The following is a 25,232-nucleotide window of genomic DNA, read 5'->3' on the forward strand; positions in this document are numbered from 1 at the left end:
TTCAGGGGAGGTCCTTGTTCGGCTCGGGCTCGGAGGCGTCGCGCGGGCCGACGCGGCCCAGGCGCTCCTTCAGCGACTGCGGCCGGCCGCTGATGATGGCGGCGTAGTTGGTGGTGTTGGCCAGCACCTTCTTCACGTAGTCGCGCGTCTCGTTGAACGGCACGTTCTCGGCCCAGATGGCGGCGTCGAGCACCGGGCCGTTGCGCCAGTTGCGCGGCCGGCCGGGGCCCGCGTTGTACGCGGCGGCGGCCAGCGCCATGGAACCGTCGAAGTCGTCGAGCGCGAGCTTCAGGTAGTTGGTGCCGATGGTGATGTTGGTCTCGCGGTCGTTGATCTGGCTGGGCGAGAAGTCGGTCATGCCGATCTTGCGGGCCGTCCAGCGCGCGGTGGCGGGCATGACCTGCATCAGGCCCGAGGCGCCGACGCCGGAGCGCGCGTCCATGATGAAGCGGCTTTCCTGGCGGATCAGGCCGTAGACGTAGGCCGGGTCGAGGCCGATGTCCTGGCTCTTGCGCAGCACCGTGTCGTGGAAGGGCATCGGGAAGCGCTGCTCCACGTCGACCACGCCCTTGGTGCGCTCGCTGGTGTTGATGCAGCGGTCCCACACCTCGCGCTGGCAGGCGAAGTCGGCGGCGGCCAGCAGCGCGCGGTCGTCCATGCCGCCCTTGTCGTGCAGGTTGGTGGCGTAGTTCCACTCGCGCGTGCCTTCGGGGCGCAGGCCGATGGCGATGGCGTAGAGGCCGCGGGCGAGCGAGGGGTTGTTGCGCGCGGCGGCCTTTTCCTCGGGCGTGAGCGGGGCCGGGCGCGTGGCCGCCACGGTACGCTGGCCCAGCTCCTCGAGCGCCAGCATCTCGTAGAAGCCGCGCGAGCCGGCAATGCTCTGGTAGAGCTCGCGGGCCTGGGCACGGCGTTCGTCGCCGCCGGCATTGGACAGGGCGCGGGCCTTCCAGTAGACCCAGGTGGGGTCGAGCTGGGCGGTCTCGCTCATGGCGTTGATGGCGGGCGCGACTTCCTTCCACTGGCCGGCGCGCAGGGCGGCGCGCACGCGCCAGGCGAGCATGTCGTCGGACAGGTCGCTGTTCTTGGTGACGTTGGCGTAATAGGCGCCGGCCTGCGGCCAGAGCTTCAGCGCGGCGGCGCGGCCGATGGTGCCCCAGAGCCAGTTGCGCTCCTCGGCGGAAAGCATCGGGCCCCACTTGCTGTCGAGCTGCGAGGCGGCCAGTTCGGGGTCGGCGATGGCGATCTTGATGAGCGCCAGCACCACCAGCTCCTTGCGCGACTTGGCGGCCACGAAGGCGCGGCCTGTCAGGAACTTGGCCGAGCTCGCGTTGAGCTCCTCGAACAGCGGCAGCGCGTCGGGCGCTGCGATGGTGACGGCGGCGCGCGCGGCCGACGGGCGGTTGGCCTCCATGGCCAGCCGCGCCTTCTTCCAGACGTCGTTGGTCGACATCAGGCGGGCGGCGACCATGCGGTCGGCGGCGGTGAGGCAGCCGTCGTCCAGGTCTTTCTGGGCGAGCCAGTTGCGGCGCACCTCGTCGGCCTGTGCCTGGGTGGCGGTGCCGTTGCGCAGCGTGTCGACCAGGATCGCGTAGCAGCGCACCTGCGCGTCGTCGCCCATGCGGAAGCCGTCGACCGAGGCGGAGAAGTTGTCCCAGTCGCGGCGCTGGCCGGTGAGCAGCAGCCAGTCGTTGCGCAGGCGATCTTCCTGGTAGGTGCCGGGGTAGCGGGCGTAGAAATCTTGTACCTCGTTGGGGGCGGCCTCCTGCAGGCGCGCCTTGAGTTCCCAGTAGGCAGCCCAGGGTTCGAGCGCGTGGCCGCGGGCCTGCGGAAGCAGGGCAGTCAGCCGGGCCTTGTCGCCGCGCTGGAAGGCCTGCTTCATCTGGATCAGAACGTCGTCGTTGGTGTTGCTCTGCGCGGCGGCGGGCTGCTGCGAGAGCAAGGCGGCGAGGGCCAGGACCGCGGAAAAAACCAGTGCGGGTGCCGCTTTGCGCGGGCGATGGCTCTTGGATGCCAAAATGCTTGGGAACTGCATCGGGGGATTATGGACAAGTCAAAGGGTGCCGACACTTCGGCAACGGCGAGTTTTCTTAAGGAACAGTTGAGAAAAGCACTCATCGAGCAACGTCTTGCGATGCCCGATCGGCTGACACGCGCCGACCTTCTGCAGCGCGTGATGCGGATCTGGCTGGTGGGCCGGCCCGATACCGTGATCGGCGCCTACTGGCCGATCAAGGGCGAATTCGATCCGCTTCCCGCCCTGCACCGCTGGAAGGAGGACGGCGAACTCATGGAAGAGCCCCAGCGCCGCCGCATCGGACTGCCGGTGATCGACAAGGTTCACAAGACCCTGACCTTCCACGCCTGGTATCCGGGCTGCCAGATGGAAGAGGACGCCTACGGCATTCCCAAGCCCAAGGACACCGAGCTGATCGTGCCCACCCTGCTGTTCGTGCCCTGCGTGGGCTACAGCGCCGGCGGCTACCGCCTGGGCTACGGCGGCGGCTTCTACGACCGCACGCTGGCCGCGCTGGAGCCCCGGCCGTTCACGGTGGGTCTGGGCTTCACCAACGGCTTCGTCGCGGACTTCGAGCCAGAGGCGCACGACCTGCCGCTGGACGCCATCCTGAACGACAACGGCGTGGTCTGGCCGGTAGCTTGACTCTCCCCCAGGCTGCGCGCACTTCGTGTCGCTTCGCCAACCCCCTCGCCGGGGGCAACACCAGCGGCCCGGCAAAGCCGGTTCCGCGGTGTTCCTGGAAAAGGCGGTCAAGCCGCCATTCCTTTTGAATCTCAGTCGATGTTGTCGACGGTGTCCGGATCGGGCACCTCGCCGATGGTCTCGCGCGTGGTCACGGCCTGCAGCTGCAGCCAGTCGCAGAAGGCCCTGATTTCCGGCCGCTGCACGCTGCGCGGCCCCGCGATCAGCCAGTAGGACATCGGCGAATCCATACGATGCTGCGGCAGCACCTCGACCAGGTCGCCGTTGGCCAGGCTCTCGGCGATCAGCGAGCTGCGCGCCAGGGTCACGCCCTGGCCGGTGAGCGCGGCCTGCACCATCTGGTAGGCGTAGTTGAAATAGAGCCAGCGCTTGGGCTGCGCGCGCTCCAGCCCGTTCACCTCGAACCAGCGGCGCCAGGTCAGCCATTCGAGGTGGGTGCGGTGGGCGTCGCCCGCCTCGATCAGCGTGAACCGGGTCATGTCCGCCGGCGTCTTGATCGGCGGGCTGCTCTTCAATAGCCAGGGGCTGGCCACGGGGGTGAGCGTTTCACCGAACAGGCGCACGGCGCCGGAGGGCATCACCTCGCGCGGGCCGTAGCGCAGGGCGATGTCCACGTCGGCCACGTCGAGGTCGACGGCGACGTCGCTGGCGTCGATGCGGATGTCGATCTCGGGGTTGTCGCGCTGGAAGGCCTCCAGCCGCGGGATCAGCCACATCGAGGCGAACGAGGCGAAGGTGGTCAGCGACACGCTCTGCCGCCCCGCGCTCTGGCGGATCTGGCGCACGGCCGTGTCGATGCGCGGCAGCGACTGCTGCACCGCCAGCAAGAGCAGCGCGCCCGCGCTGGTGAGCTCGACCGCTCGGGTATGGCGCAGGAACAGGGCCACGCCCACTTCCTCTTCCAGCGACTGGATCTGGCGGCTCACGGCCGACTGGGTCAGCGCCATTTCTTCCGCCGCCGCCCGGAAATTCAGGTGCCGGGCCACCGCCTCGAAGGCGCGCAGGTGCCCGGCGGAAATGGGGCGGGAGCGCAGATGAGTCTGGGAATGTTGCATGGATATGAATCGAGGGCGGTTCCCGGCCGATCAATTGATGCGGAACCAGCATCAGTAGGCTACCTCGTTTTCATTGGACCGCCAACGCCGGAGAAACGATCATTCATTCCCGAACTGCGCTATTGCCTCTTTCTGTCAAGCGCCTCGGCAAAGCCCTAAGGAGTTACATCATGTCCACCGCCGTCTGCACCACCGAATCGCTCTCGTCCCTGTCCGTCCCGGCTCGCGCCGCCACCGTTCCGCCGGCCGTCCGCCGCGGTGCATGGCAGATCGCTCCCGGCGAGGCGATGAGCCTGAAGGCGCGGGCGGCCAGCATCCTGCGCGTGAGGCAGGGCCGGGTGTGGATCACGCCCGACGCCACGCTCGCCAACCCCAGCGAAGACCTGGTGCTCGCACCCGGCGAATCGCTGATGGTGGCCGCGGGCCAGCGCATCGTGATGGAGGCCTGGGACGGCTACGGCGCCACCTACAGCTGGGACAACGCCTGATCGTTCCCCAGTCCTCCAGGTGCTGAAAAAGGCGGCTTCGGCCGCCTTTTCCTTTTCTGGGGCTGTTCTTTCGGGGCCGATCAGCCGTTGATGTCGAAGCTGGGCAGCAGCGCCAGGAAGTGCCGCAGCGCCACCTCCCCGTCGAGCGCATGCACGCCGGCCATCAGGTCGGGCCCCTCGCACTCGGCCAGCCCCATGCCGAAGCCGCTGTAGCGGCGGGCTCCCAGCGGGGCTTCGTGGACCACCCTGACGCCGACGTGGCGCGGATCCTTCCCGATGCGCTGCATCAATGCACCGACGGCCTCGGGCGGGCCTTCCAGGTGCTGGCAGAAGCGCAAGCCGTCGAACACCAGCAGGCCGGTGATGCCGTGCAGCGCGTTGTGCGCCCGGGCCCGCGAGGCGATCAGGCCCACGGTGTCCGGAGGCAGGCCTTGGGCGAGCGTGCTGCAGTAAAGAATCTCATGAAGCGGGGGCGTTTCTTGTTCTGTCATGCGTCTTGGATGGGGAAACGGTGCGCAGTGTAGGCAGCGCCCGGGCGCCGGGAAATGTCAAAAGACACAGGCCGGGCGCCAGTGCGGGCGCCTATAGTGAGGCGTGAAGTTCGAGGACTACCCCGCAGCCATGGCGCCTCCGCAGGGCGCGAATCCGTGCGACCAGTGCGCATTGCGCCGGCTCGACGCATTCCTGGCCCCGTCCGGCGACGAGCTGCGGACGATCCAGTCGTTTCGTGTCGGCGCCCGGAGGGTGGAGGCCGGCAGCTCGATCATCGACGAGCACCGCCCGAGCCCGCAGCTCTTCACTCTCTATTCGGGCTGGGCCTTTCGCTACAAGACGCTCAGCGACGGCCGGAGGCAGATCCTGAGCTTCCTGCTGCCCGGCGATTTCCTCGGCCTGCAGGACGAATTCGCCGACGGTCAGACGCACGGCGTCGAGGCGGTGACCGACGTCACGCTGTGCGCCTTCCCCCGCGAGCGGCTCTGGGGCCTGTTCCACGCCCAGCCCAAGCTGGGCTACGACATCACCTGGCTGGCGGCGCGCGAGGAGAAGATGGTCGACGACAACCTCGTCACCACCGGCCGGCGCAATGCCGGCGAGCGGGTGGCGATGCTGCTGATGCACCTGTACCGCCGCGCCCTGCGCGTTGGCATGGAGCGCGACGGCTGGGCCGAATTCCCGTTCAACCAGCAGCACATCGCCGACGCGCTGGGGCTTTCGCTGGTGCACACCAACAAGACGCTGCGGCGCCTGCAGCGCCTGGGGCTCTACAGGATCGACGGCGGGTGGCTGCGCATCATGGAGCCGCGCGCGCTGGAAGCGCTGGGCGACTACTTCGAGCGTCCGATGCGGCCGACGCCGCTTATCTAGAACCCCAGACTCCGGAGCTCCATTCCGGCGCCTTCAGCGCGCCGCCACCAGCTCGCGCAGGTCGTCCTGGTAGGCCTGCAGCCGGCGCACCGCCTGCGCGCGCTGGCTGGCGCTCGTGCCGTTGTGCATGGCCGCGGTGTTGCGGCAGCCTTCCTGCAGCAGGGCCTGCTGGTGGTCGCGCCAGGGCCCGGGCGGCGGCTCGGCGATGCGCTGGATGTAGTCGTGCAGCGCGGCGCGTGCCTCGGCGGGCGAAGGCTTGCCGGCGACGAAGCCGCGCAGCAGCCTGAGCGCCTCCTGCTGGCGCTTGCGGCGCTCGGCATCCGCCAGCTTCGGGTCGAACACCGACTGCGCGACCTGCTGCTTCAGCAGCTCGCGCTGCTCGGCGCTCAGGCGGCCGTAGAAATCCTCGGTGCGGTCGAGGAACTGGTCGTAGCGCTTCTCCTGCACCTGGGCCGGCGTGCGGTCGAGCCAGTCCTTGCGGTACTCGGCGTTGTTCTTGGCGTACTTGCGTTCCAGCTGCTGCAGCTGCGCCTCGTTCAGGCTCAGCGCCAGCTCGGTGCCGGCGGGCTCGGCGCGCGCGGTCACGGCCAGCAGGCGCTCGCGGATGCGGTCGGCCATGGCGCAGACCTGCTCCGGCGTCACCTCGCCCGGAGCCATCGCCTGGGCCTCCTTCAGCAGCGATGCGAGGCGCGGCAGCTCGTTCTGCCGGTGCCAGGCCAGCAGCTGGGCGAGCTCGTCGCGCACCTTCGGGGTCTGGGCGCCGTCGAAATCGAGGTAGCCGTCGAGCCACCAGTAGCTCACCGTCGGCAGGTTGTTGTAGGCCAGCTGGATCGCGCTGCAGGCGCCCAGGGCGGCCACCACGAGCAGCGCGCCGATAATTCGGGTCACTGCAGAGATTGCCGAGCAAGTCGAGCAACGAATCCTGGAAAAGAAACGCATGAATCAGCCTCCGCAACAGAACCACGACGCCGGACCGATCGACGTCGTCATCATGGCCGCCGGCAAGGGTACCCGCATGAAGAGCCGGCTGCCCAAGGTCCTGCACCGGTTGGGCGGCCGCGCCCTGCTGGCGCACGTGGCGGGCACCGCCGCGCGCATCGGGGCACGCGACGTGGTGGTCGTCACGGGCCATGGCGCGGCCGAGGTCGAGGCCTCCATGGCCGGCGGCATCGGCAACGCCACGGTGCGCTTCGCGCGCCAGGAGCCGCAGCTGGGCACCGGCCATGCCGTGCAGCAGGCCGCGCCGCTGCTGGCGGACGACGGCACGGTGGTCGTGCTCTCGGGCGACGTGCCGCTGATCGGCGAAGAAACCCTGCGCGCGCTCGTCGCCGCCAGTGCCGGCGGTAAGCTGGCGCTGCTGACCATCGCATTCGACGACCCCACGGGCTACGGCCGGGTCATCCGCTCAGGCGGCACGGGCGACGTCCAGGCCGTGGTCGAGCACAAGGACGCCACCGAGGCCCAGCGCGCGGTGCGCGAGATCTACAGCGGCGTAATGGCCGTGCCCGCGCGCCTGCTCAAGGGCTGGCTCGGCCGGCTGGACAACGACAACGCCCAGGGCGAGTACTACCTGACCGACGTGGTGAAGCTCGCGGCCGCCGACGGCGTGCCCGTGGTCGCGCACATCACCACCGACGCGTTGCAGGTGGCCGGCATCAACAGCCCCGCCCAGCTAGCGGCGCTGGAACGTGCCTGGCAGCTGCGCCAGGCGAATGCGCTGATGGAGCAGGGCGTGCGCCTGGCCGACCCGGCGCGCTTCGACCTGCGTGGCACGCTCGAATGCGCGGCCGACGTGGAGATCGACGTCAACTGTGTGTTCGAGGGCGCGGTGTCGCTGGGCGAGGGCGTGCGCATCGGCGCGAATTGCGTCATCGCCAATGCGCGCATCGAGGCCGGCGCGGTGATCCATCCGTTCACCCACATCGAGGGCGAGAAGGCCGGCGTGAGCGTCGGCGCGGGCTCGCTGATCGGCCCCTTCGCCCGCCTGCGCCCCGGCGCGCAGCTGGGCGCCGAGGTGCACATCGGCAACTTCGTGGAAGTGAAGAACTCCACGCTGGCCGCCGGCGCCAAGGCCAACCACCTGGCCTACCTGGGCGACGCCACCGTGGGCGAGCGCGTGAACTACGGCGCGGGCAGCATCACCGCCAACTACGACGGCGCCAACAAGCACCGCACCGTGATCGGCGACGACGTGCACGTGGGCAGCAACTGCGTGCTGGTGGCGCCCGTCACCATCGGCGCGGGCGGCACCATCGGCGGCGGCTCGACCATCAACAAGTCGACCGAGCCGGGCGCGCTTACCGTGGCGCGCAGCAAGGCGGTGAGCTTCCCCAACTGGAAGCGGCCCCAGAAGAAACCGAAGGCCTGAGGGCCTTCCTTTCCTTGTTCTCTATGCCCGGGGCGCCAGCGGCACCCGGGGTTCGAACTTCGCGCGCTTCAGGCTGAAGAAGGCCTTGACGTTGCGAACGTTCGCATCGGCCGTGAACAGGCGCTGCGTAAGGGTGCCGTAGTCCTGCATGTCGCGCGCCGCCACCACCAGCACGAAGTCCGGGCCGGGCGACACGCGCCAGCATTGCTGGACCGCGTCGTCGGCGATCACGCGCGCCTCGAAGGCATCGAGCGAGGCGGCGTCCTGCCGGTCCAGCGAGATCTCGATCACCGCCTGCAGGCCGTGGCCCAGCACCGTGGCGAGCCTGTCGGGCGACAGCAGCGCGACCTGGCGCTCGATCAGCCCGATGTCGCGCAGCCGTTGCACGCGGCGCAGGCAGGTGGGCGGGGAGATGCCCACGTCTGCGGCCAGGCGCTGGTTGGTCTGCGAGGCGTCGCGCTGCAGGGCGTCCAGCAGGCGCAGGTCTGTTGAATCGAGGGAGATTGATTCCATATATGAAGAAATTATGGAATAAAACTCCATATGTATGGAGTGGAGAAATAAAAGTCCGAAATCAATTGAATTTCGAATGCATATTTCTTTCGTGCCTTCCTACCATCGAGCCTCTTCTTCATTCAAAGGCAGCTCACCATGTGCGGCATCGTCGGGGCAGCGTCCCATCGCAACATCGTTCCGGTCCTCGTGCAGGGCCTTCAGCGGCTCGAGTACCGCGGCTATGACTCCTGCGGCGTGGCGGTGCATGCAGGCGGCCTGACGCGGGCGCGCACCACCTCGCGCGTGGCCGACCTCGTGGCGCAGGTGCGCGACGACAAGGTCGAGGGCCTCACCGGCATCGCCCATACGCGCTGGGCCACGCACGGCGCGCCGGCGGTGCACAACGCGCACCCGCATTTCAGCCATGGCCCAGGCGCCGACGCGCAGGCCGCGCGGCCGGGCCGCATCGCGCTCGTGCACAACGGCATCATCGAGAACCACGAAACGCTGCGCGCCGCGCTCGAAGCCAAGGGCTACGCCTTCGAGAGCCAGACCGACACCGAGGTCATCGCCCACCTCGTCGACAGCCTCTACGACGGCGACCTGTTCGAGGCCGTGAAGGCGGCCGTGCTGCAGCTGCACGGCGCCTACGCCATCGCCGTGATCTGCCGCGACGAGCCGCAGCGCGTGGTCGGCGCGCGTGCGGGTTCACCGCTGATCCTGGGCGCGGGCAAGGACGGCGCCGAGAACTTCCTCGCCAGCGACGCGATGGCCCTGGCCGGCGTGACCGACCAGATCATCTACCTGGAAGAGGGCGACGTGGTCGACGTGCAGCCCGGCAAGTACTGGATCGTCGACAAGAACCACAAGCCGGTCACCCGCCAGGTGCGCACCGTGCTGGCACACAGCGGCGCCGCCGAGCTCGGCCCCTACCGCCACTACATGCAGAAGGAAATCTTCGAGCAGCCGCGCGCCATCGGCGACACGCTCGAAGGCGTGGAAGGCATCGTGCCCGAGCTGTTCGACGGTATCGGCCAGGACGGCGCCACGGGAGCGAGCGCGCATCGCGTGTTCCAGGACATCGACAAGATCCTCATCCTGGCCTGCGGCACCAGCTACTACAGCGGCTGCACCGCCAAGTACTGGCTGGAGGGCATCGCGAAGATCTCCACGCAGGTTGAGATCGCGAGCGAGTACCGCTACCGCGAATCCGTGCCCGACCCGAAGACGCTGGTCGTCACCATCAGCCAGTCGGGCGAAACGGCCGACACGCTGGCCGCGCTGAAGCACGCTCGTTCGCTGGGCATGGAGCAGACGCTGACCATCTGCAACGTCGCCACCAGCGCGATGGTGCGCGAATGCAAGCTGGCGTACATCACGCGCGCCGGCGTGGAAATCGGCGTGGCCTCGACCAAGGCCTTCACCACGCAGCTGGCGGGGCTCTTCCTGCTCACGCTCGCCATCGCGCAGGCCAAGGGCCGCTTGAGCGAGGCCGACGAGGCGCGCTACCTGAAGGAGATGCGCCACCTGCCCGTCGCGCTGCAGTCGGTGCTGGCGCTGGAGCCGCAGATCATCGGCTGGGCCGAGGACTTCGCGCGCAAGGACAACGCGCTCTTCCTGGGCCGCGGGCTGCACTACCCGATCGCGCTCGAAGGCGCGCTCAAGCTCAAGGAAGTGACGTATATCCACGCCGAGGCGTATGCCGCCGGCGAACTCAAGCACGGCCCGCTCGCGCTGGTGACCAGCGAGATGCCCGTGGTGGCCGTGGCCCCCAACGACGCGCTGCTCGAAAAGCTCAAGAGCAACCTGCAGGAAGTGCGCGCGCGCGGCGGCGTGCTCTACGTGCTGGCCGACGGCGACACCAAGATCACCAGCAGCGAAGGCCTGCACGTGATCCGCATGCCCGAACACTACGGCGCGCTCTCGCCGATCCTGCACGTGGTGCCGCTGCAGCTGCTGGCGTATCACACGGCCTGTGCGCGCGGGACCGATGTGGACAAGCCGCGCAATCTGGCGAAGAGCGTGACGGTGGAGTGAGCGCGGAGGCCGGCGGGTGCGCTACTGCAGCATGCGCGCCGGCACCAGCCCCAGCGCGCGCAGCTTGGGCTCCTCGTAGACCGAGTCCTCCGCCGGATACCGCAGACCCGGAATCTGCGCCGCCTTGGCGCTGGCCCATATGACGCTTTCGCCCGCCGGCAGGGTGTCGATCTGCGCGGTGTAGATCGGATCATCGAAGGCCGCTTTGGCGGCGATGAAGGACCACCCTCGCGCCCGGAACGCCGCGATCAGCTCCCCGAGAGCAGCGGCGTTGATCCTGCTCGTGTGCAGCAGCATCACATGGGCGGGGCTGCGGCCGAGGACCCGCCGGGCCAGGCCGTCGTAGTAGGCAGCACGGTCCAGCAGATGCTCGATGTAAGCGGCCTTCACGCGATCGGCCTTGTCGGCATTGCCTTCGTCCAGCCAGGCCGCATAGAGCTGGTTGTAGTACCAGTCGCTCGCGTCGATCGAAACCGGCGCCGCCCTGTAGCCCGCTGCCTGCATCCAGAGGCGCATGCCGTCTCGCTTGGCGAGCGTGTTGCCCTCTTTCAGATACGGAAAGCGCAGCATCTTCGTCCAGCCCGGGATCCGGCTCAGCACGGCGTCGGCCTCCTTGACGTCGCCGATGAAGTCCGCGAGCGGCACTTGAGGCGATCCCAGGCTGCGGTGCCGGGAGGTGTGGTTGCCGATCGCGTGGCCCGCGTGCGACCAGTCCCGGATGAGGTCCAGTCCCTGGGCCCGGCCGGTGCGCACGAGTGCTGGAAACACCATCGACGTGATGCCCGCATCGTGGAGCGTTTCCAGGATCTGCCGGTTCCACGACGGAGCCGCGGGTTCCTTTTGGGGATCGAGGCCGTCGTCGAATGTCAGCGCCAGGGTCTGGGCCAGCCCGCAGGACGAGCCGAGAGCGAAGAGAAGCGCGGCAAGTGCGCGACGCAATGCGGTCATGGCGCAGCGGCCGGCAGAAGCTGGAGCAGCTCGTCGCGCGCGCGCAGGCCCGCGTTGGGCTTGAGGGCTTGCTCGTCCTGGATCAGGCGTGCGAATACCAGCCTTCTCTCGCCCTTCGTAGCCCAGCCCACGTACCAGCCATAAGCGCGGCTTGCGTCATAGCGGTTGTCGCTGCCCGGCGACCCGGTGCCCGTCTTGCCATGCACGGCCCAGCCGTCGACCGGTGCGCCGTAGCTTGCGATGAGTGCGGTCATATCGAAAGCATGCGCACTCACCGGCAACTGGCGGCGCACGATCCTGCGCATGAACGCGAGCTGTTCCTCGGCGGAGATGCGCAGGGAGCTCATCACCCAGACGCCGTTCTGCCCGGGGTCATCGACCGGCACCGCAGAGACATCTGCATTGCCATACTGAAAAACCTTCGCGTAGTGCGCGAAGCGCTCCTGCCCCACGCGCTTCACGACCTGCTGCGAGTACCAGAAGACGGAGTCCCTGATCCACGTAGTCGGCGTGACGTCACGCCGCCAGGCATCGCCACCCCAATCCGGATATCCCGCCTGATACGACAGGGCAGGCTGTGCAGCGTCCTTCAGCACGCCTGCGTCGTAGCCCATGAGGCTGATGGCGAGCTTGAAGGTCGAGGCAGGCGTCACGCGCTCGGAGCAGGAGGGGCCACGCTGCAGGACGACCTTGCCGGAATCGGCATCGGCAATCAGCGTGCACAGCTCGTGCGCGGTCGCGAAAGGAACCGAAAGAAGGGCGGCCGCTGCTGTCGCGGCAACCCGGAGGACGCGGTTGAGCACGTTGCTTGTTTCTGCGGGGAAGGAGAGGAGGAGTGTGGTGCCGGGCGTGCTTCCGGGGCATCCCGTGGCACTGAGGCATCGAAGATGCCGGCGCGGTATTCACGCGTGGTGCAGGACCCTCGGCCAGCGCGATGAGTCTAGCGTTCCGCGCCGTTAGTGCTTGTCGCGGGAGAGCGAAAAGGCTCGGGTTCGTACCGCGAGGAGAAGTGACGACAAACCATGGGGTTCACCTACGAACGGCAGCCCTTCGCCGAACAACCCCCGCTGTCCTTTCACGCTGTTCGTGCGCGAGATCCACGCCGGCGTTCGTCCCGTCGCGCGAGCCGGATCGCGGGCATCCGCCGAAATGAATTCTTAAGCTCTCCGACAGGGTGAAATAGGGTGAAATCCATAGTTCTCCGCTATGGACTCAATTCACTCAATTGGATTGAACAGCGGGAAATCCAAACCTAGACTGGGTCCGGCCCCCGCGTGATCAACTACCAAAGGAGAACCCCTTGTCCGATGAAACCAAGTGCCCCTTCCCGGGCCATGCGCGCAAGCACACCTTTTCCGGTGCTCCTGCCAATACAGACTGGTGGCCCAACCAGCTGAACCTGAAGCTCCTGCACCAGCACTCCGCCGAGTCCAACCCGATGGGCGAGGCGTTCGACTACGCCGAGGAGTTCAAAACCCTCGACCTCGATGCCGTGATCAAGGACCTCCACGCCCTGATGACCAATTCGCAGGACTGGTGGCCCGCCGACTACGGCCACTACGGACCTCTCTTCATCCGCATGGCCTGGCACTCTGCCGGCACGTACCGCACGGCCGACGGCCGCGGCGGCGGCGGCCACGGCGCGCAGCGCTTCGCGCCCCTGAACAGTTGGCCGGACAACGGCAACCTCGACAAGGCACGCCGCCTGCTGTGGCCGATCAAGCAGAAGTACGGCCGCAAGCTCTCGTGGGCCGACCTGATGATCCTGACCGGCAACGTCGCGCTGGAGTCCATGGGCTTCAAGACCTTCGGCTTCGCCGGCGGCCGCCCCGACATCTGGGAGCCGGAAGACGACATCTACTGGGGTCCCGAAGGCAAGTGGCTGGGCGACGAGCGCTACAGCGGCGACCGCGACCTCGCCAACCCGCTGGCCGCCGTGCAGATGGGCCTGATCTACGTGAACCCCGAAGGACCGAACGGCAACCCCGATCCGCTCGGGTCGGCCCGCGACATCCGCGAGACCTTCGCCCGCATGGCGATGAACGACGAGGAAACCGTGGCGCTCACCGCCGGCGGCCATACCTTCGGCAAGGCCCACGGTGCCGGCGATCCGACCAAGGTCGGCGCGGAGCCGGAAGGCGCCGACATCGAGGAGATGGGCCTGGGCTGGCGCAACAGCTTCGAGAGCGGCATCGGCGTGCACGCCACCACCAGCGGCATCGAGGGCGCATGGACCCCCACGCCCACGAAATGGGACAACAGCTACTTCGAGACGCTGTTCGGCTACGAATGGGAGCTCACCAAGAGCCCGGCCGGCGCCAACCAGTGGAAGCCCAAGGGCAGCACCGGCGCAGGCACCGTGCCCGACGCGCACGACCCGTCCAGGCGCCACGCCCCGATGATGACCACGGCCGACATGGCCATGCGCATGGACCCGGCCTACGAGAAGATCTCGCGCCGCTACATGGCCAACCCGCAGGAGTTCGCCGACGCCTTCGCCCGCGCCTGGTTCAAGCTCACGCACCGCGACATGGGGCCGCGCGCGCGCTACCTCGGCGCGCTGGTGCCGAAGGAAGAGCTGATCTGGCAAGACCCGATCCCCGCCGTCAACCATCCGCTGGTCGACGACAAGGACGTCGCGGCGCTGAAGGCCAAGGTGCTCGCCTCGGGCCTGGGCATCTCGCAGCTCGTGGGCGCGGCATGGGCCTCGGCCTCCACCTTCCGCGGCAGCGACAAGCGCGGCGGCGCCAACGGCGCGCGCATCCGCCTCGCGCCGCAGAAGGACTGGGAAGTCAACCAGCCGGCGCAGCTCGCGAAGGTGCTTTCCACGCTCGAGGGCATCCAGAAGGAGTTCAACGGCGCGCAGTCGGGCGGCAAGAAGATCTCGCTGGCCGACCTGATCGTGCTGGCGGGCAACGCGGCGGTCGAGGCCGCCGCGAAGAAGGCAGGCCAGGACGTGACGGTGCCCTTCTCGCCGGGCCGCGGGGACGCCTCGCAGGAGCAGACCGACGTCGAATCCTTCGCTCCCCTGGAGCCGAAGGCCGACGGGTTCCGCAACTACCTGAAGAAGGGTGTCGACGGATCGCTGGCCGCCGCGCTGCTGCTCGACAGGGCGCAGCTGCTGACGCTGAGCGCGCCCGAGATGACGGTGCTGGTCGGCGGCCTGCGCGCCCTGAACGCGAACTTCGGGCAGTCGCCCAACGGCGTGTTCACCAAGCGCCCCGAGACGCTGAGCAACGACTTCTTCGTGAACCTGCTCGACATGAACACCGGGTGGAAGAAGTCCGCCGCGAACGACGGCGTGCTGGAAGGCCGCGACCGCAAGACCGGCGAAGTCAAGTGGACGGCCACCATCGTCGACCTCGTGTTCGGCTCGAACTCGCAGCTGCGCGCGCTCTCGGAGGTCTACGGAGCGGCCGACTCGCAGAAGGCCTTCGTGACCGACTTCGTGGCCGCCTGGGCCAAGGTGATGAACCTCGATCGCTTCGACCTCGGGAAGAAGTGATCGAACGGTGACCGCGGGCGGGCCGGTTGCGGTTGCCCGCGGTGAGTGAGTGAATGAGCTCAGTACGCATCGGCCTGGCTCCGGATGATTCCGGGCCAGGCCGGGACGCATAAGAAATGACGGCAGGAGACAACCATGCTAGTCGTGAAGAAGACATCGCCGCCGGTGCCCATGGAGTTCTTCCAGCCCGAGCAGTGGATGCATCTGCTCGAGCAGCTCGACATCATCCTGGCGACGGTGCAGGGCGACGACTCGAATCCCATACTCCGCCGCTTCGGCGCGCGCCGCCGTTCGGCCATCGTCAGGCGCCTCATGCAGGAGCGGCGGCGCCTCGTGAAGGAGATCGAGGCGTTCGGCCAGGAAGGGCTCCTCGCCTTCGCGAAGAACCAGACGACGCCGGATGCATCGGCTTCGCGCCGTCATCTCGACGTCGAGTTCAGGCTGCTCGGCGAAGCCTTCGACCAGTGCTCCAGGGACTTGTCGCCCGACACGCAGGCCGCGTTGAAGAGTTGGCTGGTCGCGCGTTCGCACATGCACCGGGAGCACGCCAGGTTTCTCGAAACCTATTGAAAAAGGCGAAAGGCCCCGGAGGCTGGTACCGTTGCCGGCAACCTCAGGAGCCCTCAATGAAACCCCAGCCCATCGAATACGCGGCCGCATCCGACGAGGTGCGCGCCGTCTTCGACGACATCAAGGCCACGCGCAACGTGCCCGACGTCAACAACTTCTGGAAGTACCTCGCCAACGACCCCGTCACGCTCAGGCGCACCTGGAGCAGCCTGAAGGAAGTGATGGCCCCCGGCGCGCTCGATCCGGTGGTGAAGGAAATGGTCTACCTCGCCGTGAGCGTCACCAACAGTTGCGGCTACTGCATCGCGAGCCACCATGCGGGCGCGGAAAAGGCCGGCATGACGCCCGCGATGTTCGCCGAGCTCATGGCGGTGGTCGGCATGGCGAACGAGACCAACCGGCTCGTGAACGGCTACCGCGTGCCTATCGATCCGGCCTTCGACAAATAGCCGCGGGTGCGGGCGGCGCTCAGCCGATCGTCATCAGGCTCGCGTTGCCGCCGGCCGCCGCGGTGTTGGTGCTGATCGCGCGCTCCACCACCAGGCTTTCGAGGGGAATGCGCGCGTCGCCGGAAGCGAAGCCGCGCACGCCGACGATCGGGCCCGGCCGCGCCGCGATGCGCCGCATCGCATCCGACAGGCCCTGCGCGCTGCCGTGATGCAGCGCCGCGTCGAATGCCACCGTGTCGGAGGTCCAGTCGTTCGCGACGGCCACGCACTGGCGCACCTCGGCCGGCAGCGAAGCGCGCAGGCCCTGCGCCGCGGCGTCGGTGGGCCAGATCGCGGTGCTGCCCACCGACAGCACCGCGGCCAGCTGCGCCAGCCGGTCGGCCTCGGCATCGGCGAGACACAGCACCGCCTCGCGCGGCTCCAGCGTGTAGACATTGCGCTCGCCGGTCGGGCCGGCCAGCGTGCGCGAGCTGCCGGCGCGTGACTGCTCGGCGAACGCCGCGCACTGCGCCGCGAGCGCAGTGCGGCCGGTTTCCCGGGCCCATCGCGCCAGTGCCGACAGCGGCGTCCGCGGCACTGCGGTACCGCCGGCCACCGCGCGCACCATCGCGTCGTCCGGACGCGCCGACAGCATGCGCAGCATGTACAGCGGCCCGCCGGCCTTCGGCCCCGTGCCCGAGAGTCCTTCGCCGCCGAACGGCTGCACGCCCACCACCGCGCCGACGATGTTGCGGTTCACGTAGACGTTGCCCGCCCTGGCGTGCTCCACGATCTGCGCGATGGTCTCGTCGATGCGCGTGTGCACGCCCAGCGTGAGCCCGTAGCCCGTGGCGTTGATCTGCCCGACCAGCGCGCCGAGGTCGCGACGGCGGTAGCGCACGACGTGCAGCACCGGCCCGAACACCTCGCGCTGCAGCTCGGCGATGCCGTCGAGCTCGATCAGCGTCGGCATCACGTAGGTGCCGTCTTGCGTGTCGTGCGCGTATTCGCGGCCCTGGCGGAAGACCGCGTGGCCGCGCGAGCGCATGGCCTCGACGTGGCGCTCGATGCCGTCGCGCGCCTCGGCGTCGATCACCGGGCCCACGTCCACCGCCAGCCGCGCGGGATTGCCGATGCAGGCCTGCGCCATCGCGCCCTTGAGCATCACGACCAGCCGGTCGGCCGCTTCCTCCTGCACGCACAGCACGCGCAGCGCCGAGCAGCGCTGGCCCGCGCTGTCGAAGGCCGAGGCCATCACGTCGGCGACCACCTGCTCCGCGAGCGCGGACGAGTCGACGATCATCGCGTTCTGCCCGCCGGTCTCGGCGATGAGCGGCACCGGCGCACCGTGCGCGCCGAGCCGCTGCGACAGCGTCTTCTGCAGGATGCGCGCGACCTCCGTCGAGCCGGTGAACATCACGCCCTGCACGCGCGCGTCGGCCACCAGCGCGGCGCCGACGGTCTCGCCGCGGCCCGGCAGCAGCTGCACGGCGGCACGCGGCACGCCGGCCTCCCACAACACGCGCACCGCCTCGGCCGCCACCAGCGGTGTCTGCTCGGCCGGCTTGGCCAGCACCGGGTTGCCCGCAGCGAGCGCGGCAGCCACCTGGCCGGTGAAGATCGCGAGCGGAAAGTTCCACGGACTGATGCAGGCCATGGGGCCGAGCGCGCGATGCGTGTCGTTCGAGAAATCGCTGCGCGCCTGCGCCGCGTAATAGCGCAGGAAGTCGACCGCCTCGCGCACTTCGGCGACGGCGTTGGCATATGTCTTTCCAGCCTCGCGCGTCAGCAGGCCGAGCAGGCGCGGCATGTCCTGCTCCAGCTTCGACGCGGCGCGTTCGAGCAGTGCGGCGCGCGCGGCGGGCTGCGTGGCCGCCCAGTCCGCCGCGAAGCCGTGGGCCTGCGCGACGGCTGATTCGACGTCGGCCTGCGTGGCTTCCCGAACCCGCCCGACGATGTCGCGATGATCGGCCGGGTTTCGCACATCGTTCGCCTCGCCTGTCTGCGGTGCGGCCCCGGCGAGCATCGGCGCGGCTTGCCAGTTCTCGCCCGCGCTTTCGCGCAGCACCCGGCCCAGCGCGCGCAGGCTGTCATCGCTCGCGAGATCGAGTCCGTGCGAATTGGCGCGCTGCGTTCCGTACAGCGCGACGGGCAGGGCGATGGCCGGGTGCGGAAGGCCCGTGGCACCTTCCTGCACCGCCATGTGCTCCACCGTGGCGACCGGGTCTTCCACCAGCACCTCGAGCGGGATCGCCGGGTCCGCGATGCGGTTCACGAAGGACGTGTTCGCGCCGTTCTCCAGCAGCCGGCGCACCAGGTAGGCCAGCAGCGTCTCGTGCGTGCCCACGGGCGCATAGATGCGGCAGGGCCGCGCTAGCGGGCCCACCACCTGCTCGTAGAGCGGCTCGCCCATGCCGTGCAGGCACTGGAATTCGTACTGCCCCGGCTCGTAGCGCGACGGGTCCGCCATCGTGTAGATGGCCGCCAGCGTGTGCGCGTTGTGCGTGGCGAACTGCGGGTACACGGCCTCCGGCGCATCGAGCAGCTTGCGCGCGCAGGCGAGGTACGACACGTCGGTGTAGGCCTTGCGCGTGTAGACCGGATAGCCGTCGAGGCCGTCGACCTGCGCGCGCTTGATCTCGCTGTCCCAGTAGGCGCCCTTCACCAGCCGCACCATCAGCCGGTGCCCGCTGCGGCGCGCCAGTTCGATCACGAAGTCGATCACGAAGGGGCAGCGCTTCTGGTAGGCCTGCACCACGAAGCCGATGCCGTTCCAGCCCGCGAGCGCTGGCTCGAGGCACAGCCGTTCCAGCAGGTCGAGCGAGAGCTCGAGGCGGTCGGCCTCCTCCGCGTCGATGTTCAGGCCGATGTCGTACTGCCGCGCCAGCAGGGCGAGGTCGCGCAGCACCGGGTACAGCTCGGCCATCACGCGGGCATGCTGCGCGCGGCTGTAGCGCGGGTGCAGCGCCGAGAGCTTGATCGAGATGCCAGGGCCCTCGTACACGCCGCGGCGGTCAGATGCCTCGCCGATGGCGTGGATCGCCTCTTCATATGCGGCGCGGTAGCGCTTCGCGTCCTCCATGGTCAGCGCCGCCTCGCCGAGCATGTCGTACGAATAGCGGAAGCCCTGCGCCTCCAGCTCGCGCGCGTTGCCCAGAGCCTGCGCGATGGTCTCGCCGGTGACGAACTGCTCGCCCATCATCCGCATCGCCATGTCCACGCCCTTGCGGATCAGCGGCTCGCCGCCCTTGCCGATGAGGCGCGTGAGCACCGCCGACAGGCTGCTCTCGCTGTGCGTGGCCACCAGCTTGCCCGTGAGCAGCAGGCCCCATGTCGCGGCGTTGACGAACACCGAGGGGCTGCGGCCCGCGTGCGACTGCCATTGGCCGTGCGCGATCTTGTCGCGGATCAGCGCGTCGCGCGTGCCGGCATCGGGAATGCGCAGCAGCGCCTCGGCCAGGCACATCAGCGCCACGCCTTCCTGCGACGACAGCGCGTATTCCTGCAGCAGGCCCTGCACGAGGCCGGCGCGGCCGCCTGCGTTCCTGCGCTCGCGCAGCTGCCGGGCGATGCGGAATGCGAGCTTCCGGGCTTCCTCCGCCTGCCCGTCCGGCAGGCGGGCCTGCGCGAGCAGCGGAGGCACCGCCTGCGGCTCGGGGCGACGGCAGGCCGCTGTGATGCGGGCGCGCAGCGGCGCGGGATCGGGTTGCAGTCCGTCGGCGAATGCTGCAAAGGAAGAGGGCAGGGGGTCGGGGTTCATGGGCGGCTGGTGCTTGCGATATATGTTGGATGATCCGCGCACCGCGGCCGAATATGTGTTCGAAGAGTGACGTTTCCGCTGAGTAAATCGCTGGTAAATCAGCGCGCAAGTCAGCTTGGGTGCTGCATGGCGGGCAGAGAATCCGCGTTCCATTCCGGGAGTCGCACGAACATGTCCAGCTTCAGATGGTTCTTCCCCCTGGCTCTCGCGGCCGCGTGCATCGCGCCCTGGCCGGCGCATGCGGCAACCGCCGATGCCTCCGCCTGCCTGGACTCGGCCGCCGCGGAGTGCTTTCGCGGCTTCACGCCGCCCGGGGCCGGAGGCGCGCTTCACTACTACTCGTCGCTCGATCCCGATGCGGCGGCCGGAGCCACCGCCGGGCCTACCAAAGCGCTGATCGCCATGCATGGCCACTCGCGCGACGCCAACAAGACATTCGAGGCGACGCTGCGCACCGTGCGCGATGCCGGCGTGTTGGGCGACACGCTGGTTGTCGCGCCGCTCTTCCAGGTGCCCTCCGACAAGGCGACCGCCGGCCGCTGCACCAGCCCGGGCCTGCCCGCGCCTCAGACCGGCGACCTGCTGTGGAGCTGCGGCTCGTGGCTCGAAGGCGGCCGCTCGGCATCGGGCAGCCGCATCGGCTCGTTCGCGGTCATGGATGCGCTCGTGGCCGACATCGCGCAGCGCTGGCCCAGCCTGCGCACCATCACCATCGCCGGCTTCTCGGCAGGCGGGCAGTTCGTGCAGCGCTACGCCGCCTTCGCGCGCAACGACGCCGTGACGGGCAAGGTCGCCATGCGCTTCGTGGTGGCCGACCCGAGCACGTGGCTCTATTTCGACCCGGTGCGCCCGCGGCTCTCGCCCGACGGCGCGTCCGTCTCGGGCTTCGCGGTGCCCGATGCCGCCGCGTGCCCCGAAATGAACCGCTGGAAGTACGGCACAGACGACCTGCCCGCGCACCTCGGCCGCAGTGCCGAGCAGGCGCGCCGGCAGTACGCGCAGGCCGACATCGGCTACCTCGAAGGCGCGCTGGACAGCAACGACGCCAGGGGCACCGCCTACCGCGTGCTCGACAAGTCCTGCGCCGCCATGGCGCAGGGCTCGTTCCGCCTGCAGCGCGGCCTGGCCTATGCGCAGTACGACCGCACGCTGCTCGCGCCCGACAAGCGCCGTGAAGTCGTGGTGGTGCCGGGCTGCGCGCACGACGTGGCCTGTGTCTTTCCGTCGGAGGCCGCGCGCGCCACGCTGATCGGCCCTTCGCGATGAAGATGCTTCGCGGGGAGGATGGGCAGAGTCGGGAGGGTTGACGGAATTTCCTTCATGGTGGATATTTCATCCAATATGAAGGAAATAGAAGAAGCACCCGGCGCCGGGGCATCCGGCCTCAACGACCGCATCGCGCAGCGCGTGCGAGACCTGCGCGCGGCCAGCGGCCTCTCGCTCGACGCGCTGGCCACGCACTGCGGCGTCAGCCGCTCCATGATCTCGCTCATAGAGCGCGGCGAGAGCAGCCCCACTGCCGTGGTCCTGGAAAAACTCGCGACCGGCCTCGGCGTGTCGCTGGCCTCGCTGTTCGAGGCACCGGCTCCCGCGGCCGATCCGGTGTCGCGGCTGGCCGACCAGCTGCAGTGGCGCGATCCGCATTCAGGCTACGTGCGGCGCAACGTGTCGCCCGGCGGCTTCGCTTCGCCGATACAGATCGTCGAGGTGCTGTTTCCGCCGAAGGCCCGCGTGGCCTACGAGACATCGGCGCGCGAGCCGCTCATCCACCAGCAGGTGTGGGTGCTCGACGGCGTCATCGAACTCGCGCTGGGCGACGAGAGCCACCGGCTCGAGACCGGCGACTGCCTGGCCATGGTGCTCGACCGCCCCATGAGCTACTACAACCCCTCGCGCAAGAACACCCGCTACGTGGTCGTGATCGCGACCATGCCTTCCGCGCCCGCTTCCTGGAGATGAGATGAACCGAACGACGAATTCCGACGACAGCAGCCCGCGCATCCGCCTGCTGGACACCGTCACCGATGCGCAGTTGCGCGAGCTGGCCGCCGTGCTGGCCGATTGCGTGGAGGGCGGCGCATCGGTGAGCTTCATGCAGCCGCTGACCGAGGCCCGCGCGCAGGCCTTCTGGCGCCATGTGGCCGACGGCGTGGCGAGCGGCGAGCGCGCGCTGCTGGTGGCGGAGGACGAAGAAGGCATCCTCGGCACCGTGCAGGTCGTGCTGGCCCAGCCCGAGAACCAGCCGCATCGCGGCGAGGTGGCGAAGATGCTCGTGCACCGCCGCGCGCGCCGCAGGGGCATCGGTGCGCTGCTGATGAAGGCGGCCGAAGAGCTGGCGCGCGAGCGCGGCAAGACGCTGCTGGTGCTCGACACATCGAGCGCCGATGCCGAGCGGCTCTACGAGCGCTCGGGCTGGGTGCGTGTCGGCTCGATCCCGGGCTACGCGCTGCTGCCGCAGGGCGAGCCTTGTGCCACCACCTACTTCTATCGCGACCTGAAGTGAACGACGCGATGGATGGCCGCTTCGACGAGCTGCTGCGCGAGGCACGGGACCGGCCCCTCGTCGGCTGGGATCTTTCGTACGGTGGCCGCATCACGACGACGGCCACGCCATGGAACTTCGAGCAGGTCGTAGAACGGCATGCGCGCCGCTCGCCCGACATGCTCGACATGGGCACGGGCGGCGGCGAGTGGCTCAGCCGGCTGGCTTTTCGTCCGCCACGCACTGTGGCGACCGAGGGCTGGGCGCCCAACGTTGCCGTCGCGCGCGAGCGGCTGGCTCCGCTGGGTGTCGAGGTGGTGGAGGTCGAGGGCGCCGAGGACAACGCGCTGCAGGACGACGACAGCGAAGAACCGGCGAGGCTGCCGTTCGCGGATGCGTCGTTCCATCTGGTCGTCAACCGGCACGAGTCCTTCGTCGCGAGCGAGGTCCGCCGCATCCTCGCGACGGGAGGGCGCTTCGTCACTCAGCAGGTCGCGTCCGACTTCAATGCCGATTGCCACGAGCTGCTGGGCCTGCCGATGCCCGAACTTCCGCGCTGGAAGCTCGACACGGCCGTTGCGCAACTGGAGCGCGCGGGCCTCGCCGTCGAAGAAAGCGCGGAGGGCGCCGAGCTGATCGCCTTCGCCGACATCGGCGCCTTCGCGTGGTACCTGAAGCAAGTGCCGTATGTCTGTCCGGCGTTCGGCATCGACGAATGCCGAAACGCGCTTGAGCGCCAGCACCGGCGCATGGAGAATGGCGAGCCGCTGACGATGCGCCAGAAGCTGTTCTGGCTGGAGGCAGTGCGCCGCTGACGGTATCGCCGTCTGCCTTTCAGCGCGCGCCGAACATCGCGTTCTCGAACAGGTCCTTGAACTCGCGCGGCTGCGAGCGCCAGTACTGGTGCGGCGCCTTCACCTGCGCGCCGAGCTCGGCGGCCGCATGCCAGGGCCAGCGCGGGTCGTAGAGGATCGCGCGCGCGAGCGACACCGCATCGGCCTGGCCCCTGGCGACGATCTCCTCCGCCTGCCGCGGCTCGGTGATCAGGCCCACGGCGATGACCGGCATGCCGACCTCCGACTTCACGCGCTCGGCGAACGGCACCTGGTAGCCCGCGCCGAGCGCGATCGCCTGCTTCGGCGACACGCCGCCGCTGGAGACGTGGATGGCCGCGCAGCCGCGCGCCTCGAGCGCCCTGGCGAAGGCGACGGTGCCTTCGAGGTCCCAGCCGCCCGGCACCCAGTCGATGGCCGAGACGCGCACCCATACCGGGCGGTCGGCGGGGAAGGCTTCGCGCACGGCGTCGAACACCTCGAGCGGAAAGCGCATGCGGTTCTCGAGGCTGCCGCCGTATTCGTCCTCGCGGTGGTTGGCAAGCGGCGAGAGGAACTGGTGCAGCAGGTAGCCGTGCGCGGCGTGGATCTCGATGCCGTCGATGCCGAGTCGCGCGGCGCGCCGGGCGGCATCGACGAAAGCATTGCGCACGCGGGCCAGGCCGGCGGCGTCGAGCGCGACGGGCGGGTCTTCGGTCGGCGCGTGCGGTACGGCCGAGGGCGCGCATGCCTTCCAGCCGCCGGGCTCGTCCGGCCGGATCTGCCTGCCGCCTTCCCACGGCGCGCGGCTCGATGCCTTGCGCCCCGCATGCCCCAGCTGCACGGCGATCTTGATGGGCGAGTGGGCTCGCGTCGCCGAGAGCACGCGCGCCAGTCCTTCTTCATTCGCGTCGCAGTAGAGCCCCAGGTCGCCGGGCGAGATGCGCCCGTCGGCCTCCACAGCCGTCGCCTCGAGGATCAGCAGCCCCGCGCCGGAAAGCGCCAGGTGCCCCAGGTGGATCAGGTGCCAGTCGCCCGGCGTGCCATCGGTGGCGGAGTACTGGCACATCGGCGCGATGACGATGCGGTTGTCGATCCGGAGGGGGCCGAGCTGCAGGGGCTCGAAAAGATGGCTTCGGGGGCTGTCGCTGATGCTCATGAGGGTGTGGCTCCACAGGTCCGGTAATTCTGCTGTGGCAGCGCGATCGGTGCAGCCGCGGCGGCGGAAGCCTTGCGGCTCGATGCGGTATGGATCAGGAGCGCCGCGATCACCATCGCCATGCCGGCCGCCTCGCCCGCCGTGGGCAGGCGGCCCATCGCCGCGCTCATCAGCAGCGCCGACACCGGAACGAAGTTGAGGAAAGCCGTGCCCGTGACGGCGCCGAGCGCGCGCACGCCGTAGTTGAAGGCCAGCACCGAGATGGCCGAAGGCACCACGCCCACGAAGAGCAGCGCATGCCACGACAGGCGCAGGCCTTCCATGCTCGGCACGGCGGACCAGCCGAGCAGCGAAGCACCCACGGCCGCCGCCAGCAGCACGGGCCACGAGGCCAGCACCGTGAGCGCGGTGTACTCGATCACGTCGAGCTCCGGAAAGCGCGTGGTGCCGCGCGTGTACCAGACCCAGCCCAGCGTGCCGCCGAAGGCGATCGCGTCGCCGAGCAGCGTGCTCGCGCCGGCCAAAGAGCCCGCGCTGCCGGTCAGCAGGCCGGAGACCGTCGCCACGCCCAGCAGTGCCAGCGCGCTGGTCAGCAGGGTGGTGCGCGTGGGGCGCACGCCGTCGAGCAGCCACCGCACGATCTGCGTGGTCATGGGCGTGGTGGCGATGATGACCGCGCCATGCGAGGGCACCGAATGCGCCAGCCCCACCAGCAGCATCACGCTGAACACGCCGAAGCCCGCGGCGCCGCGCAGCGCAAGCGGCCCCGCGTGCCGGCGCAGCTTGCGCCAGGGAGCCGCGCCGCGCGGCAATACCAGCAGCACGAAGAGCAGCGCCGACAGCGTGTAGCGGATCAGCGTGAACCACACGGGTTCGACATGGTGGAGCACGCCCTTGCTCACGAGGAACAGGGAGCCCCACCCGGAGGTGGCGAGCAGCAGCGCGGCGGTGCCGGCGATGCGTTGGCGACGGGACATGGAAAACCAGCCTTTTCTTGCGATGAATCGATGTCCCGAGGATGGGCGCCCGACGCTCCGAATG

22 protein-coding genes are annotated in these 25,232 nt (G+C 69.1%); 12 read left to right on the forward strand and 10 right to left on the reverse strand.

Annotated elements, in window-relative coordinates:
• Position 1: 1 nt before the first annotated feature.
• A complete protein-coding gene (locus tag ABL840_RS06990) occupies positions 2 to 2,032 on the reverse strand; it encodes a lytic transglycosylase domain-containing protein (RefSeq protein ID WP_093196786.1) in 2,031 nt (676 codons plus the stop codon).
• A 9-nt stretch (positions 2,033 to 2,041) separates the two neighbouring features.
• On the opposite strand from ABL840_RS06990, the gene ABL840_RS06995 reads away from it, so the two are divergent.
• Positions 2,042 to 2,659 (forward strand): 5-formyltetrahydrofolate cyclo-ligase, encoded by a 618-nt coding sequence (locus ABL840_RS06995; protein WP_093196784.1) that lies wholly within the window; start codon positions 2,042 to 2,044, stop codon positions 2,657 to 2,659.
• 131 nt (positions 2,660 to 2,790) lie between these two features.
• Here ABL840_RS06995 and ABL840_RS07000 read toward each other — a convergent pair whose 3' ends face one another.
• Positions 2,791 to 3,774: a LysR substrate-binding domain-containing protein gene (locus ABL840_RS07000; RefSeq protein ID WP_093196782.1), complete on the reverse strand. Its 984-nt coding sequence runs from the start codon at positions 3,772 to 3,774 to the stop codon at positions 2,791 to 2,793.
• Between the two features lie 170 nt (positions 3,775 to 3,944).
• Here ABL840_RS07000 and ABL840_RS07005 point away from each other — a divergent pair, with 170 nt between their 5' ends.
• On the forward strand, positions 3,945 to 4,262 hold the full coding sequence (locus ABL840_RS07005; RefSeq protein WP_093196779.1) for a DUF2917 domain-containing protein: 318 nt from the start codon (positions 3,945 to 3,947) through the stop codon (positions 4,260 to 4,262).
• An 80-nt stretch (positions 4,263 to 4,342) separates the two neighbouring features.
• On the opposite strand, the gene ABL840_RS07010 is transcribed toward ABL840_RS07005, so the two are convergent.
• Positions 4,343 to 4,753: a BLUF domain-containing protein gene (locus tag ABL840_RS07010; RefSeq protein WP_093196777.1), complete on the reverse strand. Its 411-nt coding sequence runs from the start codon at positions 4,751 to 4,753 to the stop codon at positions 4,343 to 4,345.
• Positions 4,754 to 4,856: 103 nt separating this feature from the next.
• Between ABL840_RS07010 and ABL840_RS07015 the strand changes: the two genes are divergently transcribed.
• On the forward strand, positions 4,857 to 5,627 hold the full coding sequence (locus ABL840_RS07015) for a Crp/Fnr family transcriptional regulator (protein WP_256228263.1): 771 nt from the start codon (positions 4,857 to 4,859) through the stop codon (positions 5,625 to 5,627).
• Positions 5,628 to 5,660: 33 nt separating this feature from the next.
• Here the strand turns inward: ABL840_RS07015 and ABL840_RS07020 are convergent, their stop codons facing one another.
• The gene (locus tag ABL840_RS07020) at positions 5,661 to 6,515 is read right to left on the reverse strand and encodes a DUF6279 family lipoprotein (RefSeq protein WP_256228262.1); all 855 of its coding nucleotides are present in this window, start codon (positions 6,513 to 6,515) and stop codon (positions 5,661 to 5,663) included.
• Positions 6,516 to 6,564: 49 nt separating this feature from the next.
• Between ABL840_RS07020 and glmU the strand changes: the two genes are divergently transcribed.
• Complete coding sequence (gene glmU / locus ABL840_RS07025) at positions 6,565 to 7,995, forward strand: bifunctional UDP-N-acetylglucosamine diphosphorylase/glucosamine-1-phosphate N-acetyltransferase GlmU (protein ID WP_093196773.1); 1,431 nt, start codon at positions 6,565 to 6,567, stop codon at positions 7,993 to 7,995.
• A gap of 21 nt (positions 7,996 to 8,016) precedes the next feature.
• On the opposite strand, the gene ABL840_RS07030 is transcribed toward glmU, so the two are convergent.
• A complete protein-coding gene (locus ABL840_RS07030; protein WP_093196771.1) occupies positions 8,017 to 8,508 on the reverse strand; it encodes an Lrp/AsnC family transcriptional regulator in 492 nt (163 codons plus the stop codon).
• A gap of 138 nt (positions 8,509 to 8,646) precedes the next feature.
• Here ABL840_RS07030 and glmS point away from each other — a divergent pair, with 138 nt between their 5' ends.
• On the forward strand, positions 8,647 to 10,527 hold the full coding sequence (gene glmS / locus ABL840_RS07035) for a glutamine--fructose-6-phosphate transaminase (isomerizing) (protein ID WP_093196770.1): 1,881 nt from the start codon (positions 8,647 to 8,649) through the stop codon (positions 10,525 to 10,527).
• 21 nt (positions 10,528 to 10,548) lie between these two features.
• Here the strand turns inward: glmS and ABL840_RS07040 are convergent, their stop codons facing one another.
• Positions 10,549 to 11,475: a polysaccharide deacetylase family protein gene (locus ABL840_RS07040; protein WP_093196768.1), complete on the reverse strand. Its 927-nt coding sequence runs from the start codon at positions 11,473 to 11,475 to the stop codon at positions 10,549 to 10,551.
• Positions 11,472 to 12,278, reverse strand: coding sequence for a class D beta-lactamase (gene blaOXA / locus ABL840_RS07045; protein WP_093196766.1), 807 nt, complete (start codon positions 12,276 to 12,278; stop codon positions 11,472 to 11,474). Before blaOXA ends, ABL840_RS07040 begins: the two co-directional genes overlap by 4 nt.
• A gap of 497 nt (positions 12,279 to 12,775) precedes the next feature.
• On the opposite strand from blaOXA, the gene katG reads away from it, so the two are divergent.
• From katG to ABL840_RS07060, 3 genes are all read left to right on the forward strand, one after another.
• Positions 12,776 to 14,980, forward strand: coding sequence for a catalase/peroxidase HPI (gene katG, locus ABL840_RS07050; RefSeq protein ID WP_093196764.1), 2,205 nt, complete (start codon positions 12,776 to 12,778; stop codon positions 14,978 to 14,980).
• Positions 14,981 to 15,115: 135 nt separating this feature from the next.
• Positions 15,116 to 15,550 carry a hypothetical protein gene (locus ABL840_RS07055; protein ID WP_093196762.1) on the forward strand — a complete coding sequence of 145 codons (435 nt, stop codon included), beginning with the start codon at positions 15,116 to 15,118 and terminating at the stop codon, positions 15,548 to 15,550.
• Positions 15,551 to 15,606: 56 nt separating this feature from the next.
• Entirely contained in the window at positions 15,607 to 15,999 is a 393-nt protein-coding gene (locus tag ABL840_RS07060) for a carboxymuconolactone decarboxylase family protein (RefSeq protein WP_093196760.1), read from the forward strand.
• A 19-nt stretch (positions 16,000 to 16,018) separates the two neighbouring features.
• On the opposite strand, the gene putA is transcribed toward ABL840_RS07060, so the two are convergent.
• On the reverse strand, positions 16,019 to 19,738 hold the full coding sequence (gene putA, locus ABL840_RS07065; protein WP_093299765.1) for a trifunctional transcriptional regulator/proline dehydrogenase/L-glutamate gamma-semialdehyde dehydrogenase: 3,720 nt from the start codon (positions 19,736 to 19,738) through the stop codon (positions 16,019 to 16,021).
• A gap of 171 nt (positions 19,739 to 19,909) precedes the next feature.
• On the opposite strand from putA, the gene ABL840_RS07070 reads away from it, so the two are divergent.
• The 4 genes from ABL840_RS07070 to ABL840_RS07085 all read left to right on the forward strand — a co-directional run bounded on the left by ABL840_RS07070 (position 19,910) and on the right by ABL840_RS07085 (position 23,035).
• Entirely contained in the window at positions 19,910 to 21,004 is a 1,095-nt protein-coding gene (locus ABL840_RS07070) for a hypothetical protein (RefSeq protein WP_093196756.1), read from the forward strand.
• 75 nt (positions 21,005 to 21,079) lie between these two features.
• Positions 21,080 to 21,697, forward strand: a complete 618-nt coding sequence (locus tag ABL840_RS07075; protein WP_093196754.1) for a helix-turn-helix domain-containing protein — start codon at positions 21,080 to 21,082, stop codon at positions 21,695 to 21,697.
• A 1-nt stretch (position 21,698) separates the two neighbouring features.
• Complete coding sequence (locus ABL840_RS07080) at positions 21,699 to 22,241, forward strand: GNAT family N-acetyltransferase (RefSeq protein ID WP_093196752.1); 543 nt, start codon at positions 21,699 to 21,701, stop codon at positions 22,239 to 22,241.
• The gene (locus tag ABL840_RS07085; protein WP_218152977.1) at positions 22,238 to 23,035 is read left to right on the forward strand and encodes a class I SAM-dependent methyltransferase; all 798 of its coding nucleotides are present in this window, start codon (positions 22,238 to 22,240) and stop codon (positions 23,033 to 23,035) included. The genes ABL840_RS07080 and ABL840_RS07085 overlap by 4 nt, the downstream gene beginning before the upstream one ends.
• A 19-nt stretch (positions 23,036 to 23,054) precedes the next feature.
• Here the strand turns inward: ABL840_RS07085 and ABL840_RS07090 are convergent, their stop codons facing one another.
• Entirely contained in the window at positions 23,055 to 24,191 is a 1,137-nt protein-coding gene (locus ABL840_RS07090; RefSeq protein WP_093196750.1) for an NADH:flavin oxidoreductase/NADH oxidase, read from the reverse strand.
• Positions 24,188 to 25,168 carry a DMT family transporter gene (locus ABL840_RS07095; protein WP_093196747.1) on the reverse strand — a complete coding sequence of 327 codons (981 nt, stop codon included), beginning with the start codon at positions 25,166 to 25,168 and terminating at the stop codon, positions 24,188 to 24,190. The genes ABL840_RS07090 and ABL840_RS07095 overlap by 4 nt, the downstream gene beginning before the upstream one ends.
• Between the last annotated feature and the right edge of the window lie 64 nt (positions 25,169 to 25,232).

The sequence above is a fragment of the Variovorax sp. NFACC27 genome, assembly GCF_048301545.1.
GTDB classification, from domain to species: domain Bacteria; phylum Pseudomonadota; class Gammaproteobacteria; order Burkholderiales; family Burkholderiaceae_C; genus Variovorax; species Variovorax gossypii.

What these genes read in the sequence shown, in the direction of transcription:
- ABL840_RS07080 (WP_093196752.1), top strand. Translation starts at nt 21,699, where the DNA reads ATGAACCGAACGACGAATTCCGACGACAGCAGCCCGCGCATCCGCCTG.
- putA (WP_093299765.1), bottom strand. Translation starts at nt 19,738, where the DNA reads ATGAACCCCGACCCCCTGCCCTCTTCCTTTGCAGCATTCGCCGACGGA.
- ABL840_RS07070 (WP_093196756.1), top strand. Translation starts at nt 19,910, where the DNA reads ATGTCCAGCTTCAGATGGTTCTTCCCCCTGGCTCTCGCGGCCGCGTGC.
- ABL840_RS07055 (WP_093196762.1), top strand. Translation starts at nt 15,116, where the DNA reads ATGCTAGTCGTGAAGAAGACATCGCCGCCGGTGCCCATGGAGTTCTTC.
- glmU (WP_093196773.1), top strand. Translation starts at nt 6,565, where the DNA reads ATGAATCAGCCTCCGCAACAGAACCACGACGCCGGACCGATCGACGTC.
- ABL840_RS07010 (WP_093196777.1), bottom strand. Translation starts at nt 4,753, where the DNA reads ATGACAGAACAAGAAACGCCCCCGCTTCATGAGATTCTTTACTGCAGC.
- ABL840_RS07030 (WP_093196771.1), bottom strand. Translation starts at nt 8,508, where the DNA reads ATGGAATCAATCTCCCTCGATTCAACAGACCTGCGCCTGCTGGACGCC.
- ABL840_RS07060 (WP_093196760.1), top strand. Translation starts at nt 15,607, where the DNA reads ATGAAACCCCAGCCCATCGAATACGCGGCCGCATCCGACGAGGTGCGC.
- ABL840_RS07090 (WP_093196750.1), bottom strand. Translation starts at nt 24,191, where the DNA reads ATGAGCATCAGCGACAGCCCCCGAAGCCATCTTTTCGAGCCCCTGCAG.
- glmS (WP_093196770.1), top strand. Translation starts at nt 8,647, where the DNA reads ATGTGCGGCATCGTCGGGGCAGCGTCCCATCGCAACATCGTTCCGGTC.
- ABL840_RS06995 (WP_093196784.1), top strand. Translation starts at nt 2,042, where the DNA reads ATGGACAAGTCAAAGGGTGCCGACACTTCGGCAACGGCGAGTTTTCTT.
- ABL840_RS07000 (WP_093196782.1), bottom strand. Translation starts at nt 3,774, where the DNA reads ATGCAACATTCCCAGACTCATCTGCGCTCCCGCCCCATTTCCGCCGGG.
- ABL840_RS07075 (WP_093196754.1), top strand. Translation starts at nt 21,080, where the DNA reads ATGAAGGAAATAGAAGAAGCACCCGGCGCCGGGGCATCCGGCCTCAAC.
- ABL840_RS07095 (WP_093196747.1), bottom strand. Translation starts at nt 25,168, where the DNA reads ATGTCCCGTCGCCAACGCATCGCCGGCACCGCCGCGCTGCTGCTCGCC.
- ABL840_RS07040 (WP_093196768.1), bottom strand. Translation starts at nt 11,475, where the DNA reads ATGACCGCATTGCGTCGCGCACTTGCCGCGCTTCTCTTCGCTCTCGGC.
- ABL840_RS07005 (WP_093196779.1), top strand. Translation starts at nt 3,945, where the DNA reads ATGTCCACCGCCGTCTGCACCACCGAATCGCTCTCGTCCCTGTCCGTC.
- ABL840_RS06990 (WP_093196786.1), bottom strand. Translation starts at nt 2,032, where the DNA reads ATGCAGTTCCCAAGCATTTTGGCATCCAAGAGCCATCGCCCGCGCAAA.